General features: G+C 71.2%; 10 protein-coding genes. 6 read left to right on the top strand and 4 right to left on the bottom strand.

The features are described from left to right. Positions 1-57: 57 nt before the first annotated feature. Both V1633_RS33975 and V1633_RS33970 read left to right on the top strand, forming a co-directional pair. Positions 58-4140 (top strand): ThuA domain-containing protein, encoded by a 4083-nt coding sequence (locus tag V1633_RS33975; RefSeq protein WP_331218396.1) that lies wholly within the window; start codon positions 58-60, stop codon positions 4138-4140. 276 nt (positions 4141-4416) lie between these two features. After that, entirely contained in the window at positions 4417-5070 is a 654-nt protein-coding gene (locus V1633_RS33970; protein WP_331218395.1) for an HD domain-containing protein, read from the top strand. A gap of 170 nt (positions 5071-5240) precedes the next feature. On the opposite strand, the gene V1633_RS33965 is transcribed toward V1633_RS33970, so the two are convergent. Continuing rightward, on the bottom strand, positions 5241-6761 hold the full coding sequence (locus tag V1633_RS33965; RefSeq protein WP_331218394.1) for an LPXTG cell wall anchor domain-containing protein: 1521 nt from the start codon (positions 6759-6761) through the stop codon (positions 5241-5243). A gap of 529 nt (positions 6762-7290) precedes the next feature. Here V1633_RS33965 and V1633_RS33960 point away from each other — a divergent pair. Beyond that, entirely contained in the window at positions 7291-7695 is a 405-nt protein-coding gene (locus tag V1633_RS33960; protein WP_331218453.1) for a Fur family transcriptional regulator, read from the top strand. A gap of 48 nt (positions 7696-7743) precedes the next feature. Continuing rightward, positions 7744-9975, top strand: coding sequence for a catalase/peroxidase HPI (gene katG / locus V1633_RS33955; RefSeq protein ID WP_331218452.1), 2232 nt, complete (start codon positions 7744-7746; stop codon positions 9973-9975). 189 nt (positions 9976-10164) lie between these two features. Here the strand turns inward: katG and V1633_RS33950 are convergent, their stop codons facing one another. After that, on the bottom strand, positions 10165-10845 hold the full coding sequence (locus tag V1633_RS33950) for a TetR family transcriptional regulator (RefSeq protein ID WP_331218393.1): 681 nt from the start codon (positions 10843-10845) through the stop codon (positions 10165-10167). Positions 10846-10914: 69 nt separating this feature from the next. Between V1633_RS33950 and V1633_RS33945 the strand changes: the two genes are divergently transcribed. Beyond that, complete coding sequence (locus V1633_RS33945; protein ID WP_331218392.1) at positions 10915-11610, top strand: NAD(P)-dependent oxidoreductase; 696 nt, start codon at positions 10915-10917, stop codon at positions 11608-11610. Between the two features lie 56 nt (positions 11611-11666). Beyond that, the gene (locus V1633_RS33940) at positions 11667-12527 is read left to right on the top strand and encodes a haloalkane dehalogenase (protein WP_331218391.1); all 861 of its coding nucleotides are present in this window, start codon (positions 11667-11669) and stop codon (positions 12525-12527) included. Positions 12528-12551: 24 nt separating this feature from the next. Here the strand turns inward: V1633_RS33940 and V1633_RS33935 are convergent, their stop codons facing one another. Together V1633_RS33935 and V1633_RS33930 are read right to left on the bottom strand one after the other, a co-directional pair. Next, positions 12552-14360, bottom strand: coding sequence for a glycoside hydrolase family 15 protein (locus V1633_RS33935; RefSeq protein WP_331218390.1), 1809 nt, complete (start codon positions 14358-14360; stop codon positions 12552-12554). A 241-nt stretch (positions 14361-14601) separates the two neighbouring features. Further along, positions 14602-16809: a DUF4153 domain-containing protein gene (locus tag V1633_RS33930; RefSeq protein WP_331218389.1), complete on the bottom strand. Its 2208-nt coding sequence runs from the start codon at positions 16807-16809 to the stop codon at positions 14602-14604. Positions 16810-16921: the final 112 nt, after the last annotated feature.

Genomic DNA, 16921 nt, shown 5'->3' with positions numbered 1-16921 from the left:
GACCACGCCCCACTGACCACCTCTGCGACTCTTCGTACCCCCTCTGGAGGAGGAGAAATGGCTCACCCACGCCATTTCCGGCTGTCCCGACCGGTCGGGCGATCCCGTCCCGGCCCCGCTGACCCACCGTCCCTCGCGCTCACCCCGGTGTCCCGGCCACCCCGGCACGCCGGCCCGTTCCGCCGCGCGGTCGCGCTGGCCTCCGCTGCCGTACTCGCGTTCGGCCTGTTGAGCGCGCCGGCCGCGCCGGCCGTCGCGGCCCCGGACCCGGGCCTCGGCGGGGTGGCGCCGGCCTGGGGCGGCCGGGCGGTGAACGTGCTGGTCTTCCACGGCCCGGCGGCCTCCCAGGAGGACCCGGTCGCCAGGGCGGTCAACACGATCCGGAAGCTGGGCGACGAGAACGGCTTCAACGTCCACGACTCCGACGACCCGTCGGTCTTCACCGCCGACAACCTGGACCGCTACCGCGGCGTGGTGTTCCTGTCCGCCAACGGGGTGACCCTGAACGACTCCCAGGAGGCGGCCTTCCAGGCGTACGTCAAGGGGGGTGGCGGTTTCGTCGGCATCCACGACGCCGCCCGGGCACAGCCCGGCTCCGAGTGGTTCACCGGCCTGATCGGCACCCGTCCGGCGGCGACCCTGCCGAACGCGGAGAAGATCGAGAGCGTCACGGCGAGCGGCAACAACCCGCCGAACGAGATCGTCGAGAACCTGATCGACGGGGCGACCGGCACCAAGTGGCTGGTCCGTACCCCGACGGCCTGGGTGAGCGCCAAGCTCGCCGAGCCGAAGGCGATCGCCCAGTACGCGCTGACGTCGGCGAACGACTTCGTCGGCCGCGACCCGAAGGACTGGACCCTGCAGGGGTCGGCCGACGGCAACACCTGGACCGATCTGGATCGCCGGACCGGGGAGACCTTCTCGGGGCGGTTCCAGACCCGGCAGTTCACGTTCAGCAACACCCAGGCGTACCAGTACTACCGGCTGAACATCACCGCGAACAGCGGTGAGCCGCTGATCCAGCTCGCCGAGCTGTGGCTGATCGGCCCGGACGCGGGGCCCGCACCGGAGACCCGGGTGCAGGAGGCCGTGGTGGACGTGGTCGACCGGCAGCATCCGGCGAACAAGGGGCTGCCGCTGAACTGGACCCGCTCCGACCAGTGGATGAACTGGGACCCGAGCCCGGTCGGCCGGGTGCACACGGTCGCCCAGGTCAAGGAGAGCACCTACGACGCGGGGCTGGGCGGCAACGGCGCGTTCCACCCGGTCTCCTGGTGCCGCGACTACGACGGTGGCCGGTCGTTCTACACCGGCATGGGCCGTACCGAGGCCAGCTACACCACCGACACCCGGTTCCGCGGCCACCTGCTCGGGGCGATCCAGTGGGCGACCGGCATGGTCCGGGGCGACTGCCAGGCGACCATCGCCTCGAACTACCGGATCGAACGGCTGACCGCCGCCAACCAGTCCGGGCAGCTCGACCAGATCGGTGAGCCGCACGGCCTGACCATCGCGCCGGACGGCAAGGTCTTCTACATCGGCAAGGCCGCCTGCCCGTCCGGGCCGGTCGCCGACTGGGCCAACCCGAACGTCGGCCTGGGCTGCGGCACGATCCACCAGTGGGATCCGAAGAACAAGCAGGTCAAGCTGCTGACCACGTTGAAGGTGATGGGCAACCGGGGCAGCGGCAGCGAGCTGGTGAAGAACGAGGAGGGCCTGGTCGGCATCACCCTCGACCCGAAGTTCGCGGAGAACGGCTGGTTCTACGTCTACTGGATGCCGCACGAGTCGATCGACCGGGAACGGCGGGTCGGCCAGCGTACGGTCTCGCGGTTCACCTACGACCACGCGGCGCAGTCGGTCGACCAGGGCACCCGCAAGGACCTGCTGCACTGGGACACCCAGATCCACAGCTGCTGCCACGCCGGTGGCGGGATGACCTTCGACGAGTCCGGCAACCTCTACGTCGGCACCGGGGACAGCAACTCCTCCGGCGGTTCGGACGGCTACTCCGGCAACAACTGGACCCAGGAGTACGCCGGCATCTCGTTCCAGGACGCCCGCCGTACCTCCGGCAACACGAACGACCTCAACGGCAAGATCCTCCGGATCCACCCGGAGTCCGACGGGACGTACACGATTCCGGACGGCAACCTCTTCACCGGGCAGGAACAGGGCGGCGGCAAGACCCGCCCGGAGATCTACGTGATGGGCGTGCGCAACATCGCCCGGATCGCCTGGGACCCGGTCAACGACTGGCTCACCGCCGCCTGGGTCGGCCCGGACGCCGGTGCGCCGAACCCCGAGCTGGGACCGGCGAAGTACGAGACCGCCACGATCATCACCTCGGCGGGCAACCACGGCTGGCCGTACTGCATGGGCAACCGGCAGCCGTACCGGGACCGCAGCAACACCGACGCCAAGGTGCTGACCGGCTGGTACGACTGCGACAACCCGAAGAACGAGTCGCCGCGCAACACCGGCCTGGTCAACCTTCCGCCGGTCCGGGACAACATGGTCTGGTACTCGCCGCAGGGTGGTGGGCCGGTCTTCCCGGAGCGGGCCGACGGCAGCGGCCTGCCGACGTACAAGACCGAGGACATCACGCTGACCCAGCCGTACCTGAGCGGCGGCGGGCAGGCCATCATGGACGGTCCGACGTACCAGCGGGAGAACGTCGACGTGAACAGCGGCGTCGCCTGGCCGGCGTACTGGGACGACAAGTGGTTCATCGGTGACCAGTCCAACTCCAACAACCGGGTCGCGATCACCGTCAACCCGGACACCGTCGCGCACGCCGGTGCGCCGGCCTTCGCCGAGGACCTGCGCAGCATCATCCAGGGCGGTAACGGCGCGAACCAGCTCCAGTCCTGGATGGACGCGAAGTTCGGTCCCGACGGCGCGCTCTACCTGCTCGACTACGGCAGCGGCTTCTTCAGCCTGCACGCGAACCAGAAGCTGGTCCGCATCACGTACCAGGGTGGCCAGGCCACCCCGAACCCGAGCCTGGCCACGGCGCGGTCGGTCGCGCCGAGCCAGCCCCGGACCATCGGGTTCTCCGCCGCGAAGGTCGGCGGCGTGGCCTGGGAGTGGGACTTCGGCGACGGCGCCAAGGTGTCGACGGCGCCCCACCCGACGCACACCTACAAGCGGTACGGCACCTTCCAGGCGACGCTGAAGGTGACGTACGCCGATGGTGAGGTCGTCACCGGGAAGGTCGACGTCAACGCCGGCTGCACCGCGCCGGACGCCCGGCCGACGGTCTGGTTGTTGGAGACCGACACCGGGGTGGCCAACCGCCAGGCCGGCGGGGGCTGCACGATCAACGACCTGATCGACGACGAGAGCGCCTGGCCGAACCGGGCCTCGTTCGTGGCCCACCTGGACGCCGTGCTCGCCGAGCTGACCGCGGCACACGTCATCGACAACCGCGAGATGCGGGCGTTGCGCCGGGCCGGGACGCAGTCCCCGATCGGCGCCACCGAGGGGTACAAGACGATCTTCGACGGCTCGGCGAAGTCGCTCGCCGGCTGGCGCCAGGCACCCAGCGGGTCGTTCTCGCTGCGTCCGGACGGGTCGATCCGCAGCTCCGGCGGCCTCGGCATGCTGTGGTACGCGGATCAGCAGTTCGCCGACTACTCGATCAAGGTGCAGTTCCGGGACCTCTCCCCGGAGGGTGTGCGGGCCAACAGCGGTCTCTTCGTCCGGTTCCCGGACCCGAGAACACCGCTGGAGCAGCGTCCACCCGGCAGCTGCGGCACGGTCGGCTCGGCCCGTAGTTCCCAGGCCTGGGTGGCGATCTACTGCGGTCACGAGATCCAGATCTACGACGGCGAGACCGGCGAGCCGCAGAAGACCGGCTCGGTCTACAACTTCGCGCCGAACACGCTGGAGAAGGCCGGTGTGACCCCGAAGAACCAGTGGAACGACTACGAGATCCACGTGGTCGGCCAGCACTACACGATGATCCGCAACGGCGTGGTGATCGCCGAGTTCGACAACACGCCCGGCAAGCAGTCGTCCCGCCAGGGTGACCCGCCGACGGACCTGCGACAGTTCCTCAGCGGGTTCGTCGGGTTGCAGAACCACGGCACCAATGACCTGATCGAGTTCCGCAACGTCCGGGTGCGGGCACTCTGACCGACCGCGCACCGACCGACAGGTGATCGAGGGCTGGCTCCAGGGCCAGCCCTCGATCGTGTCCCGGGTCGGCTGCCGTCGTCGGGCCTTCTTCCCCGCTCGGGTGTCCGCAGTACCGTCGACAGGGCGACAGGTGGTTTCCCGGGTCTCCTCGGAGCGGTGCGGCGCCGCGGCGGCGGAAGAGTTCGTTGCGGGGATCTGCCAGGATGACGGTGTCAATGGATCTTGTCAGGGGTCTACCCACGGCCTGCGGATCGAGCTCGATGGGGTGCCGCTGTGAACGAGGCTGGTCTGCTGACGCGGTGGCGGGCGGCGGCCGTCGCGGCCGGGGCGACCCGCGACGTGGCGGTGGTGTCCGCCGGGGCGGTGCTGCTGGGCCGATGGCGTGAGCCGCACCGGCGCTACCACAACGTGGACCACCTGACGGCCGTACTCGCTGTGGTGGACGCGGAGCAGGGCCACGCCGTCCGCCCCGATCTGGTGCGGCTGGCGGCCTGGTGTCACGACGCGGTCTACGACCCCCGGGCCGCTGGCGACGCCAACGAGCGGGCCAGCGCGGAACTCGCCGCGGAGCTGCTGACCGGGCTCGGTGTTCCGGGGGAGACGGTAGCCGAGGTGGTCAGGCTGGTACTGCTCACCGTCGGCCACCGGGCCGCACCCGAGGACCAAGACGGTGCCCTGCTCTGCGACGCCGATCTCGCGATCCTGGCCTCTCCCGCCCCCGAGTACGACCGCTACGCCGCCGCGATCCGCGCCGAGTACGCCCACGTTCCCGACCCGGCGTTCCAGGTCGGCCGGGCTGCGGTCCTGCGGAATCTGCTCGCCCTTCCCGCCCTCTTCCACGTGCCGGCGCTGGCCCGACGAGGCGAATCTGCCGCCCGGGACAACCTCCGCCGTGAGCTGGCCCGGCTCGGGCCTCCGGCCGACTAAACCGGAGTCTGCGGTCAGCCCAGGGCGCCGGTCAACCGGGGCGGCGCCGGAGGCGCGGGGAAGTTCGGCGCACCCGCTCGTCCGGTGGGAATTTCGTACGCCGAACGGCCCGGACCGCCCTGATACGGGTGGCCCGGGCCGTTCGGTCCGGTCGTCGAGTGTCGGTGGGGTCAGCGCCGTACCGCGCGGCGTCGCCGGGTCAGGTAGAGCAGAGCCGTTCCGGCGATCAGCAGCAGTACGCCGCCGACCATGAAGCCGATCGTGTTCGCACCGGTGAGCGCCAACCCTCCGCCCGAACCGCCAGCGTTGGTCTGCCGGACCGGGGGCTCCGCGACGGCGTCCGCTCCGTCCGGCGTCGGCTTGGTGGCTTCCGGCGTCGGACGGCCGCTCGACTTCTCCGGTTCCGGCTGCTGACCCCCAGGCTGCTGCCCGTTCCCTGACTGCTCGTCATCGTCGTCGGGCTGCTGCGCAGGAGGCTGCCCACCGGGCTGGTTCGCGGGTGGGTTGTTGTCACCCGGCTGGTCGGCGGGCGGGTTGTCGTCTCCCGGGTTGTCCGCCGGCGGGTTGTCGTCGCCGGGCTGGTCGGCGGGTGGCTGGTCGTCTCCCGGGTTGTCCGCCGGTGGGTTGTCGTCGCCGGGGTCGTCGGCGGGAGGGTTGTTGTCGCCGGGCTGGTCGGCGGGTGGCTGGTCGTCTCCCGGGTTGTCCGCCGGTGGGTTGTCGTCGCCAGGGTCGTCGGCCGGTGGGTTGTTGTCGCCGGGGTCGTCGGCGGGCGGGTCGTTCTCCGCGGGCTGGACCCAGATGCGGACGGAGTCGAGCGCGGGGATCTGGTTGGCGCGGGCCATCATCGGGATCCGGTGTGAGCCGTCGCCAGCCCAGGACGAGCACTGCGCGAGGCCGGCGGGCAGTCCCGGCACCTCGACGATCACCAGATCCGGCTCCTTCCCGCCCTTGCCGTCCTCCGTGGCGACGAAGAAGGCGGGCACCGGAGCAGGCTCGGCCGCCGCGTTGGTGCTGGTGAGCATCCGGCACGAGGTGTGGAAATGGCCCCGGACCAGGCCCTCCTCGTTGAGTAGCGACGATTCCCTGTAGTAGCCGCCCTGTGCGGCGGGCAGGAATCGGTCGCGGACGAGGTTGCGCGTGCTCACGACGATCCGGAAGCGTTCTCCCGCCCGTACCGTCTCGGGGGCCTCGGCGATCAGCAGTGTCGGGTTCTGCTCCGCGGCACCCAGCTCACCGAACGCGGTCGAGACGCACCGGTCACCCTCCTGGAAGCCGGTGTGCGCGGCGAGTCTGCTGTTGTCACAGTTGTCGCCGAGCGGTTCCAGGCCGTTGCCCGGGGCGCCCGCGCTCGGCGATCCGGACCCTGCGCCCGGGGTGGCGGGCGTCTCCTCACCGCCGTCCTGCTCCTCGCACTCCACCGCGTCCGGGGGAGCGGACGCCGACGGCGAGGCGCCCTCGGTGGCCGTGCCGGCTCCGCCGGCATCCTCCGACGTACCGGTGGACGCGGGTGCCGACGTGGGGTCGCAGCCGACCGGGGCCCGCTGGCCGGCGAGGGCCCGTTCGGTCCCGGCATTGGACGTCTGCGTGACGCCGACCAGGCCACCGAAGACGGTGAGCGTGGCGACCACGGCGAGAACCCGGCGGCGGGGGCCGGAACGGGCGGAAACGTGACCGTGGTGCGACGGTCGCATGGGTATGAACCTCCCGGATTCGCGTGCTGCGGGTTCGGGTCCGGCGGAGCCTGCCCGCCGCGACAGCCGCCCGTCCTCCGGCGTTCAGCCGGACCGACGGTCCACGTGCGACGGTGGCGCCGGTCGCGTCCCGTACGCCGCACCCACACGCTAGGGAGGGGGCGTCAGTGAATCAAACTCTCCTCAGGGAAATACGAATCTCTTGCACCACAGATAATGGAAACTTATGACGCGGTGCGGCGGCGCTGCTCGGCGACCGGTTTCCGGCTCACGGGTACGACCTCCACGTCGACACGTGCGTCCCGGCGACGCGGTGACCATGGGCGAAATGTGAACTTCTGCGCGTGCTACCTTCACGCGTCAGGGTTCGATCACCACCTCGCCCGGCGCTGAAGGTGGCGGCCGGGCGGCTCCCCGGTACTGCCTGGTCCGGCCCGGTTCCCGGGGTGATGTCCCGCCCATTTTCTTGACTGATTCCAGAAAACTGACCAGACTGCCGTGCGTGGCCACGACCCTGGACTTCCCGCTGATGCTGCGTGGGGCCGCGTTACGGGTGACCCGTCCTCGGGTGGCCGTGCTGAACGCGGTGCACACGCATCCGCACGCCGACACCGAGTCGATCATCGGTGCCGTGCGCGGCGAACTCCCCGAGGTGTCCCACCAGGCGGTGTACAACTCGCTGCACACGCTGACGGACGCGGGTCTGGTGCGACGCATCCAGCCCGCCGGCTCGGTGGCCCGGTACGAGTCGCGGGTCGGTGACAACCACCACCACGTCGTGTGCCGATCATGTGGTCTCATCGCCGACGTCGACTGCGCCGTCGGCGAGGCGCCCTGCCTGACCGCGTCCGACGACAACGGCTTCCGGATCGACGAGGCCGAGGTCGTCTACCGGGGCGTCTGCCCCGACTGTTCCACCGCAGGCAGTTCCTGACTCCCTGTTCCGCCCAAACACGGAAGGAATCCGTTGTCCGAGAACCCCATGTCCGAGCACCACGAGGCTGTCGTCCACGACGCGGACGCGGGTAGCGAGTCCCGCTGCCCGGTCGCCCACGGACGCGCCCCGCACCCGACCCAGGGCGGCGGCAACCGCAGCTGGTGGCCGGAGAGCATCAACCTGAAGATCCTCGCCAAGAACCCCGCCGTGCGGAGCCCCCTCGGCGAGGAGTTCGACTACGCCGAGGCGTTCAAGAGCCTCGACCTCGCCGCGGTGAAGCGGGACATCGCCGAGGTGCTCACCACCTCGCAGGACTGGTGGCCGGCCGACTTCGGCCACTACGGCCCGTTCATGATCCGGATGGCGTGGCACAGCGCCGGCACGTACCGGATCAGCGACGGCCGGGGCGGCGCCGGCGCCGGCATGCAGCGCTTCGCGCCGCTCAACAGCTGGCCGGACAACGCGAACCTGGACAAGGCCCGCCGCCTGCTCTGGCCGATCAAGAAGAAGTACGGTCAGAGCCTCTCCTGGGCCGACCTCATGATCCTCACCGGCAACGTCGCCCTGGAGTCGATGGGCTTCAAGACCTTCGGCTTCGCCGGCGGCCGCCCGGACGTCTGGGAGCCGGAGGAGGACGTCTACTGGGGTCCGGAGACCACCTGGCTGGGTGACCAGCGCTACACCGGCGACCGGGACCTGGAGAACCCGCTGGCCGCGGTCCAGATGGGTCTCATCTACGTGAACCCGGAGGGCCCGAACGGCAACCCGGACCCGCTGGCCTCGGCCCGGGACATCCGCGAGACGTTCCGCCGGATGGGGATGAACGACGAGGAGACGGTCGCGCTGATCGCCGGCGGCCACACCTTCGGCAAGACCCACGGCGCCGGACCTGCCGACAACGTCGGGGCCGAGCCGGAGGCGGCCCCGATCGAGCAGCAGGGTCTGGGCTGGAAGAACAGCTTCGGTACCGGCAAGGGCGCCGACACGATCACCAGCGGCCTGGAGGTCACCTGGACCACCACGCCGACCCGGTGGAGCAACAACTTCTTCTGGAACCTCTTCGGGTACGAGTGGGAGCTGACCAAGAGCCCGGCCGGCGCCAACCAGTGGAAGCCGAAGCACGGCGCCGGTGAGGGTACCGTCCCGGACGCCCACGACCCGGCGAAGCGCCACGCCCCGATGATGCTGACCTCGGACCTCGCCCTGAAGGTGGACCCGGTCTACGAGCAGATCTCGCGGCGGTTCATGGAGAACCCGGACCAGTTCGCGGACGCCTTCGCCCGGGCCTGGTTCAAGCTGACCCACCGTGACATGGGCCCGATCCAGCGCTACCTCGGTCCCGAGGTTCCCAGCGAGGTGCTGGTCTGGCAGGACCCGGTTCCGGCGGTGGACCACGAGCTGGTCGACGCCGGGGACGTCGCCGCCCTCAAGGCGCAGATCGCCGCCTCCGGGCTGTCCGTGTCCCAGCTGGTCTCCACCGCGTGGGCCTCGGCGTCGACGTTCCGGGGCGGTGACAAGCGCGGTGGCGCCAACGGCGCGCGTATCCGGCTGGAGCCGCAGAACAGCTGGGAGGTGAACAACCCGGACGAGCTGGCGCGGGTGCTGCGCACCCTGGAGGGGATCCAGGAGTCGTTCAACGCCGCCCAGACCGGCGGCCGGAAGGTGTCGCTGGCCGACCTGATCGTGCTCGCCGGTGGGGTCGGTGTCGAGCAGGCCGCGCGAAGCGCCGGCGTCGACGTCGAGGTGCCGTTCACCCCGGGGCGTACGGACGCGTCGCAGGAGCAGACCGACGTCGAGTCGTTCGCCGCGATGGAGCCGACCGCTGACGGGTTCCGCAACTACCTCGGCAAGGGCAACCGGCTGCCGGCGGAGTTCCTGCTGGTCGACCGGGCGAACCTGCTGACCCTGACCGCGCCCGAGATGACCGTCCTGGTCGGCGGTCTGCGCGTGCTCGGCGCGAACCACCAGCAGTCGTCGCTGGGGGTCTTCACCAGCACGCCCGGGGCGCTGACCAACGACTTCTTCGTCAACCTGCTCGACCTGGGTACGACGTGGAAGGCGACCTCGGAGGACGCCACCACCTTCGAGGGCCACGACCTGGCCACCGGCGAGGTCAAGTGGACCGGTACCCGGGCCGACCTCGTCTTCGGCTCGAACTCGGAGCTGCGGGCGCTGGCCGAGGTCTACGCCAGCGACGACGCCCGGGAGAAGTTCGTCCGGGACTTCGTGGCCGCGTGGGTCAAGGTCATGGAGCTGGACCGGTACGACCTGGTTTGATCCTGTGACGTCCAGGCCGGCCCGTCCGGGCCGGCCTGGACACCGGGGCGTCACCCGGTCGACGGGCAGGACGGAGTACACCCCGCCGACGAGGTGGCCGAGATCCATCTCCACGGTGTACTCGACGCGCGTGCCGCTGACCTGGAAGCCCGCGGTGCGGAGACTGTCGGCGTACCGTCGCTGGCTAGGTCAGGCGCGCGCCAACGGACGTCGGCTTCCAGGCTCCACGCGGTCGGCCGGACAGCTGGCCTCGGAACCCGACCGGCGACGGACGGCGGCCGGTACGGGACCGGGTCGGAGGGGCCGCGGGTGCAGGGCGGCGCGCAGTGCCGGTGCGAAGATCCGGCGGATCTCCGCCGACGGCAGGGTGTTGAGGGGCCGGATCGGGTTCAGGTACCGGGTGAAGATCAGGCCGCCGATCACGCCGACGGCGGCGGTGGCCCGATCGGTGGCGTCGGGGCCGCCGAGAAATTCAGCAATGCGGACGAGCAGCTCACTTTCCAGGTAGCCCCGGAAGGCGCGCATCGTGTCGTCGTCCTGCAACGCCATCCGGTTCTCGGTGGGGGCGGTGGCGTCCCAGAGTGTCGTGACGGCGGTGAGCAGCCGGTCGGCGAGGCCGGCCTGGTCGCCCTGCAGGGCGTGGAGGAGGGCGGGCGACTCGACGCAGAGCAGGTTCAGCGACTGACCGAAAAGTCCCTGCTTGGAGCCGAAGTGATAGCTGATCAGCGCCGAGTCGACCCCGGCGGCGGCGGCGACGGCGCGGACCGTGGTGCCCTGGTAGCCGTGCCGCAGGAACAGTTCACGGGCGGCCTCGGCGATCCGGGCCTTGGTGTCGGGATTGCCGCGTGGCCGCCCCCGGCCTTTATTCATCACGGTTGAATACTCCGCGCTCCGCCCGGCATGGTCAACGCGATCAAGCCCACAACGAGGAGCGCACAGATGCGTACCGTCATCTTCGGAGCCAGCGGCCCCACCGGCCGGCAGCTCACCACGCAGGCGCTGGCCGCCGGTCACGAGGTCACCGCCGTCACCCGCCGGCCCGACGCCGTCCAGCCCCGGCCCGGCCTCACCGTGGTCACCGCCGACGTCACCGCCCCCGACGCCGTCGAACGGGCGGTGGCCGGCAGCGACGCCGTCCTGTCCAGCCTGGGGGTGCCGCTCTCCCCGAAGCCGATCACGGTCTACTCCCGGGGCAACACGAACATCGTGGCCGCGATGCACCGGTACGGGGTGAAGCGGCTGGTCACCGTCAGCTCCAGCGTGCTGGACCCGAGGTGGCGACCGACCGGCGAACTCTTCTTCAACAACGTGATGGACCCGCTGGTGAACCGCCGGATGGGGCGTACCGCCCACGAGGACATGCGCCGGATGGAGGCGATCGTCCGGGACAGCGACCTGGACTGGACGATCGCCCGGCCGTCCGGTCTGTTCGACCACCCGACCGTCACCCGTCACCGGGTGGAGGAGGACGTCGCGGACGGACTGTTCACGGCCCGGTCCGACCTGGCGGCGAGCATGCTGGCGCAGCTGACCGACGACCGGTTCGTCCGCCGGGCGATGGCGGTGATCACCACCGAGGTCCGGCCCAGCATCGCGGGGCTCATCTGGCGCGAGGCGATCGCCAGAAAGAAATGACCCACCCGGCCGCCCCGCCGTCGACAGCACGTCCCACCCCTCTGAAAGGTCAGCTCATGCCCAGCACACCCGTCCTCGACTCGACGATGTTCCACCGGGAAGTCGGCACCGGGAAGCCGATCGTCTTCCTGCACGGCAACCCCACCTCCTCGTACCTGTGGCGGCACGTCATGCCGGCGGTCGGCGCCGGACGCCGGCTCGCACCCGACCTGATCGGGATGGGGCAGTCCGGTAAGCCCGAGGTCGCGTACACCTTCGACGACCACGCGCGGTATCTGGACGCGTGGTTCGACGCGCTGGGCCTGGACCAGGTGGTACTCGTCGGCCACGACTGGGGCGGCGCGCTCGCGTTCGACTGGGCCGCCCGGCACCCCGACCGGGTACGCGGCCTGGCGTTCCTGGAGACGATCGTCAAGCCGATGACGTGGGAGGAGTTCCCCGAGGGCGGCCGGGACCTGTTTCGGTCGATCAGGACGCCGGGGGTCGGCGAGCGCATGATCCTCGAACAGAACCTGTTTCTCACCGACATGCTGCCGTTCACCGTCGCCAGCGGCCTCGCCGCCGACGATCTCCGGGTGTACCTGGAGCCGTACCCGACCCCGGAGAGTCGCCGGCCGTTGCTGCAGTGGCCGCGCGCCATGCCGCTGGACGGCGAACCCGCCGACGTCGTGACGCGCGTCGAGCGGTACGACGCCTGGCTGGCCGCGAGCGCCGACGTACCGAAGTTGCTGCTCGCCTTCGAACCCGGGCCCGGCGCGATGCTGGGACCCGAACTGGTCGAGTGGTGCGCGGCGACCGTCGCCAATCTCGACATCGCGCGGCTCGGACCCGCCGGCCACCACGCACCAGAGGACCAGCCGGAGGCGATCGCCGCCGCGGTACGGGGCTGGGCGGAGCGGCACCGGCTGCTGCCGTGACGCCCTCGGGCGGACCGGTGTGGCTCAGGACGTCGCCCCGCGGTTCGGGGAGTACGTCTCGACCTGCGCAGTGGTGAGCCGCCACGCGGCGGAGATCAGCCCGATGTGGGAGAACGCCTGGGGAAAGTTGCCGACCTGTCGTCCCGTGCCCGGGTCGATCTGCTCGGCGAACAGGCCGAGGTCGTTGGTCCTGCTGACGATGCCCTCGAAGAGGTCGACGGCCCGGTCGAGGTTGCCGGCCAGCGCGTGGCACTGCGACAGCCAGAACGAGCAGATGACAAAGCCCGCCGGCTCGCCCGGCCAGCGCCGGACCAGACCGTCGACGGTCAGCTCCCGTTCGATCCGTTCCACCGTCGCCAGCATCCGCGGATCGTCGGCGGGGATGAAGCCGATCAGCGGCAGGCTCAGCACCGAGGCGTCCAACTGGTCGGAGTCGAAGGCGCCGGTGTAGGCGCCGACCCGGTCGTTCCAGCCCTGTCGCAGCACCGCGGTCCGGATCTCGTCCCGAATCGCCGCCCAGCGCCTGAGTTCGGCGGGACCGCCCAGCACGCTGCCGAACCGCACCGCCCGGTCCAGCGCCAGCCAGCAGCTCACCTTGGAGGTCAGGTTGTGCCGCACCCGCTCCCGGATCTCCCACACCCCGGCATCCGGCTCCCGCCAGGTCTGGGCCGCCTGCTCGGTGATGTCCCGGAGCAGCCGGCGTACGTCGTCCGGCATCGGGTCGAGGCTCTTGCGCAGCAGCCAGGCGGCGTCCACGATCTGGCCGAGGATGTCATGCTGCTGTTGGGTCCAGGCGTCGTTGCCGAGCAGGACCGGACCGGCCTCGACGTATCCGTCGAGTACGTCGATCCGGCGTTCGCTCAGGTCACGCTCGCCCTCGACACCGACCATGATCGGGATCGGCTCCAGGCCCACTACGCCGATCGCCTCGGCCATCCACTGGAAGAGCCGTGCCGCCTCGTTCGGGCAGGCCGCGATGGAGAGCGCCCGGAGGGTCAGGTTGAAGTCCCGCAGCCACACGTACCGGTAGTCGTAGCTCTGCCCGCCCTCCGGCGTCACCGGTACCGAGGTGGTCGCCGCGGCGACCACCGCCCCGCTGAGCTGGTAGGTCAACCCCTGCAGGACCATCGCACTGTGGCGTACCAGCGACCCGTACAGCCCGGGGTAGGCGTGCTGGCCGGTCCAGGAGTGCCACGCCTCGACCGTGTCGGCCAACGCCGCCGACACGTCGGCCGCGACCGGCTCCGGCTGGTGGTAGGTCGGCGAGTACGACAGCGAGAACGTCTCCCGCTGGCCGGCCTCCACGGTGAAGGTCGCCGACGCGTCAACGTCCCGGCACTCCACCTGGACCGAGGCGGTCATGCCGAGGGTGGTGCCGGTGGCTCTCGCGAGGATCGTCTCGCCGTGCCGGAGGAGGTGTGCCCGCACCCGGCCGTACTCGAACCGGGGGGCGTACGACATCACCATCGGCACGCTCCCGGAGAGGCCCTGCACCTCCCGCAGCAGCAGACCCGGTGGATAGCGTCCGACGTCGTGTCCCCGGGCCTCCGCGTCCAGGGCCAGCCCGTCGGTGACCGCCACGGAGCCGTCCCCCGTGGTGAAGACGGTCCGCAGCACCAGGGTCTCGTCGAGGTAGCGGCGCTCGACGTCGAAGTCCCCGGCCGGCCGGATGTACCAGTGCCCGCCGGTGTCGTTGTCGAGCAGGCGGGCGAAGACCGACGGGCCGTCGAACCGGGCGGGACACCACCAGTCCACCGACCCGTCACGGCTCACCAGCGCGCCGGAGCGGCCGTCGGCGAGAAGACCGTACTCGTCAATCCGGCTGGCGCACACGGCACCCCCCGAGCCGACTCTTCTCCCGCAGCTGAATCATCCGGCGGTCATCCTCGCTTCGTCGACGCCTGTCGACGATCCGGCCGGCGAACTCCGGATCGCGGGGTTGGCTACCCGCTTTCCGGCCCGCCTAACGGGCCGAACCGCCGGTGTTCGCGCCGCTGGGCGCCGTCGTCGGTGCGACTCGCGCCGGTGGTGCGGGTGGGCCGGTCGATGCTCCGCCGGACCACCCGCACCGGGGTCACCGGCGGATCTTGGGCAGGTCGAACTGGTCGGCCGCCCGACAGTCCTTCGGCCCGCCGACCGCGTTCGGGCCCAGCCGGTCGAGGGCCTGCCGGGCCCGGATCCGGCCCAGGTTCCAGGCGTACCAGGGATCCGGCTCGGCCAGTTCCTCGTCGATCCAGCTCAGCGTGCAGCGGCGTACCGGATCGGGCAGCGTGGCCAGGGCCGGGGTCGCGTCGGCGGAGAGCGCCCGCAGGTACCAGGCGTCGATCTTCCCGGTCTCCTGGTAGCGGGCGATGTTCCGGCGGGCGGCGTAGGCCTCGGGGTTGAGCCCGGCCAGGCCCAGCAGCATCAGGACGACGAGTCCCACGGTGACCCGGGGGATCCAGCCGCCGCGCCAGCGGATCCCGGCTGCCAGGATCATCAGGAAGACCGCGCCGAGCAGCAGCTCGAACGCCATCACGAAGATCCGTTCACCGGTGAAACTGTAAACCTCCTGGTAGGTGTACATCCGGGACAGCGCGGAGACCACGATCACCACGCTGAGCGCGCTGAGCAGGCCGAGCAGGACCCGCAGCAGGACACGCTCGACCGGTCGGTCCCGTCGGGCCCACCGGGTCACGCCGCCCAGGATGGCGAGCGTCAGCAGGGTGACGACGACGAGTTGCCAGAACCCGCTGCGGGCGTACTCGGCGTAGCTCAGGCCGGCGGTCTCCAGCACGTGCCGCTGGCCGCCGAAGAGGACGGTGAACTGCACGGCGACAAAACCGCCGAAGAGCAGGGTCAGTGCGGCGATCGCCGGGGCCCACTCCAGCACGCTGAACCGACGGTCGCTCGGCTTGTCGACAGTGGACAGATCCGGGGGTGCGGCGAGGGTGTAGACCGCGGCGACCGCGGTCAGCCCACCCACGGCCAGCAGGAAGAGCCACTTGAAGACCGTGCCGACGTTGACCTCGGGCACGAGTTCGCCGAGGACGACGGAGAAGGCGGCGTCGGCCGAGGAGAGCAGTGCGCCGAAGACGAGCAGTACGGCCAGTGTCGCCGCCGCCGAGCCGACGATCCGCCGGGCGGCCGTGGGACTCGCGGAGGTGCGGACGTGCCGGCGTACCCACGGCAGCCCTCGGAACGCCGCGAAGGGGGCGGCCACCAGGCTGAACAGGATCGAGCGTACGAGCCGGCCGCCGATGATGGCGAGCGTCGCACAGCCCAGCGCGCCGAGGACGCAGAAAGTCACCAGCCACCAGGCGTTGCGGAAGGCGAGCACGGCGAGCAGGGCGAGCGCCGCCGCGGCCCAGCCGGCCCGGACCCACCGCTCGGTACGGGGCAGTGCGCCGGCGTTCCCCCGGACCGCCAGCACGACCCCGATGGTCAGGGTGAGCCAGCCGAGCAGCCAGCCGATGCCGGTGCGGTTGAGCGGGACAAAAAACGCGTGCCCGAGTGCCCCGACGAGGACCGCCGCCGGTACGGCCCAGCCCCGGCCGGGCGCCGGCCCCGGCCACCGGGTCTGTAGGAACGACGGCCGTGGGGGACCGAGCGGCATGTGGTACGGCCGTGCGGGGGTGAATCCGGGCGCGCCCTGCCAGGCCGGTCCCGGGGTGCTGGTGTGTCCGCTGCCGGCGGTCTGGCCCGGGGCGCCGGACGCCGGCGCCCCGGTTGCGGTGCTGGTCGACGGCGTCGCGGTCGGGGTGCCGGTCGACGGCGTGCCGGTCGGGCTTCCGGGTGACCGCGTCCCCGGCGACGGCGTCCCGCTCGACGTTGCCTCGGCCGGGGTCCCGGCGGACGGCTCTGCGGCAACCTCCGCCTCGGTCGAGGCGCTCGCTGGCGGCGCCTCGGTCGACGGCGACGGTGCCGATGCCGGCGTGGCCGCGGACACGTCAGCCGGTGCCGTCTCCGCCACCGGCGTCCCGGTCGCCGTGCTCACCGTTGTCGTGCTGGCCGCCGTGGTCTCGGCCGGCAGCGCCACGGCCGGGCGTACCCCGGTCGGAAGCGTCGTGTCCGCCGGCAGCAAGGGCACGAAGACCGCATAGCCCCGGGTGCCGGCCGGGATGGTGACCGGGATGGCCCAGCCCGGCCGGCCCTCCGGCCCCGGCCAGGTCATCGTCGGTGGCGCACCGTCGACCGACGGCATGACGAGCAGGTACGGCGTGCCGGTGCCGGGCAGGTCGACACCGCTGGGTTCGGAGTCGGCGGATGGGGGAGAGTCCGGCGCCGGTGGCGACTCAGACAAGACGTCCTCCTTGATCGAGGGTGTGCACACTGTACGGGCGCCCGCCGCCGCCCGCCGCCCCGTGGTGCCGAAGCCGCGGTGACTGATCGCCACGCACCGATCGGGTCGCCGG

This window comes from Plantactinospora sonchi (assembly GCF_036422035.1).
In the GTDB taxonomy this organism is placed as follows: Bacteria; Actinomycetota; Actinomycetes; order Mycobacteriales; family Micromonosporaceae; genus Plantactinospora; species Plantactinospora sonchi.
Note: the sequence above shows the minus strand (reverse complement) of the source record. Positions and strands in the feature narration are given on the sequence as shown.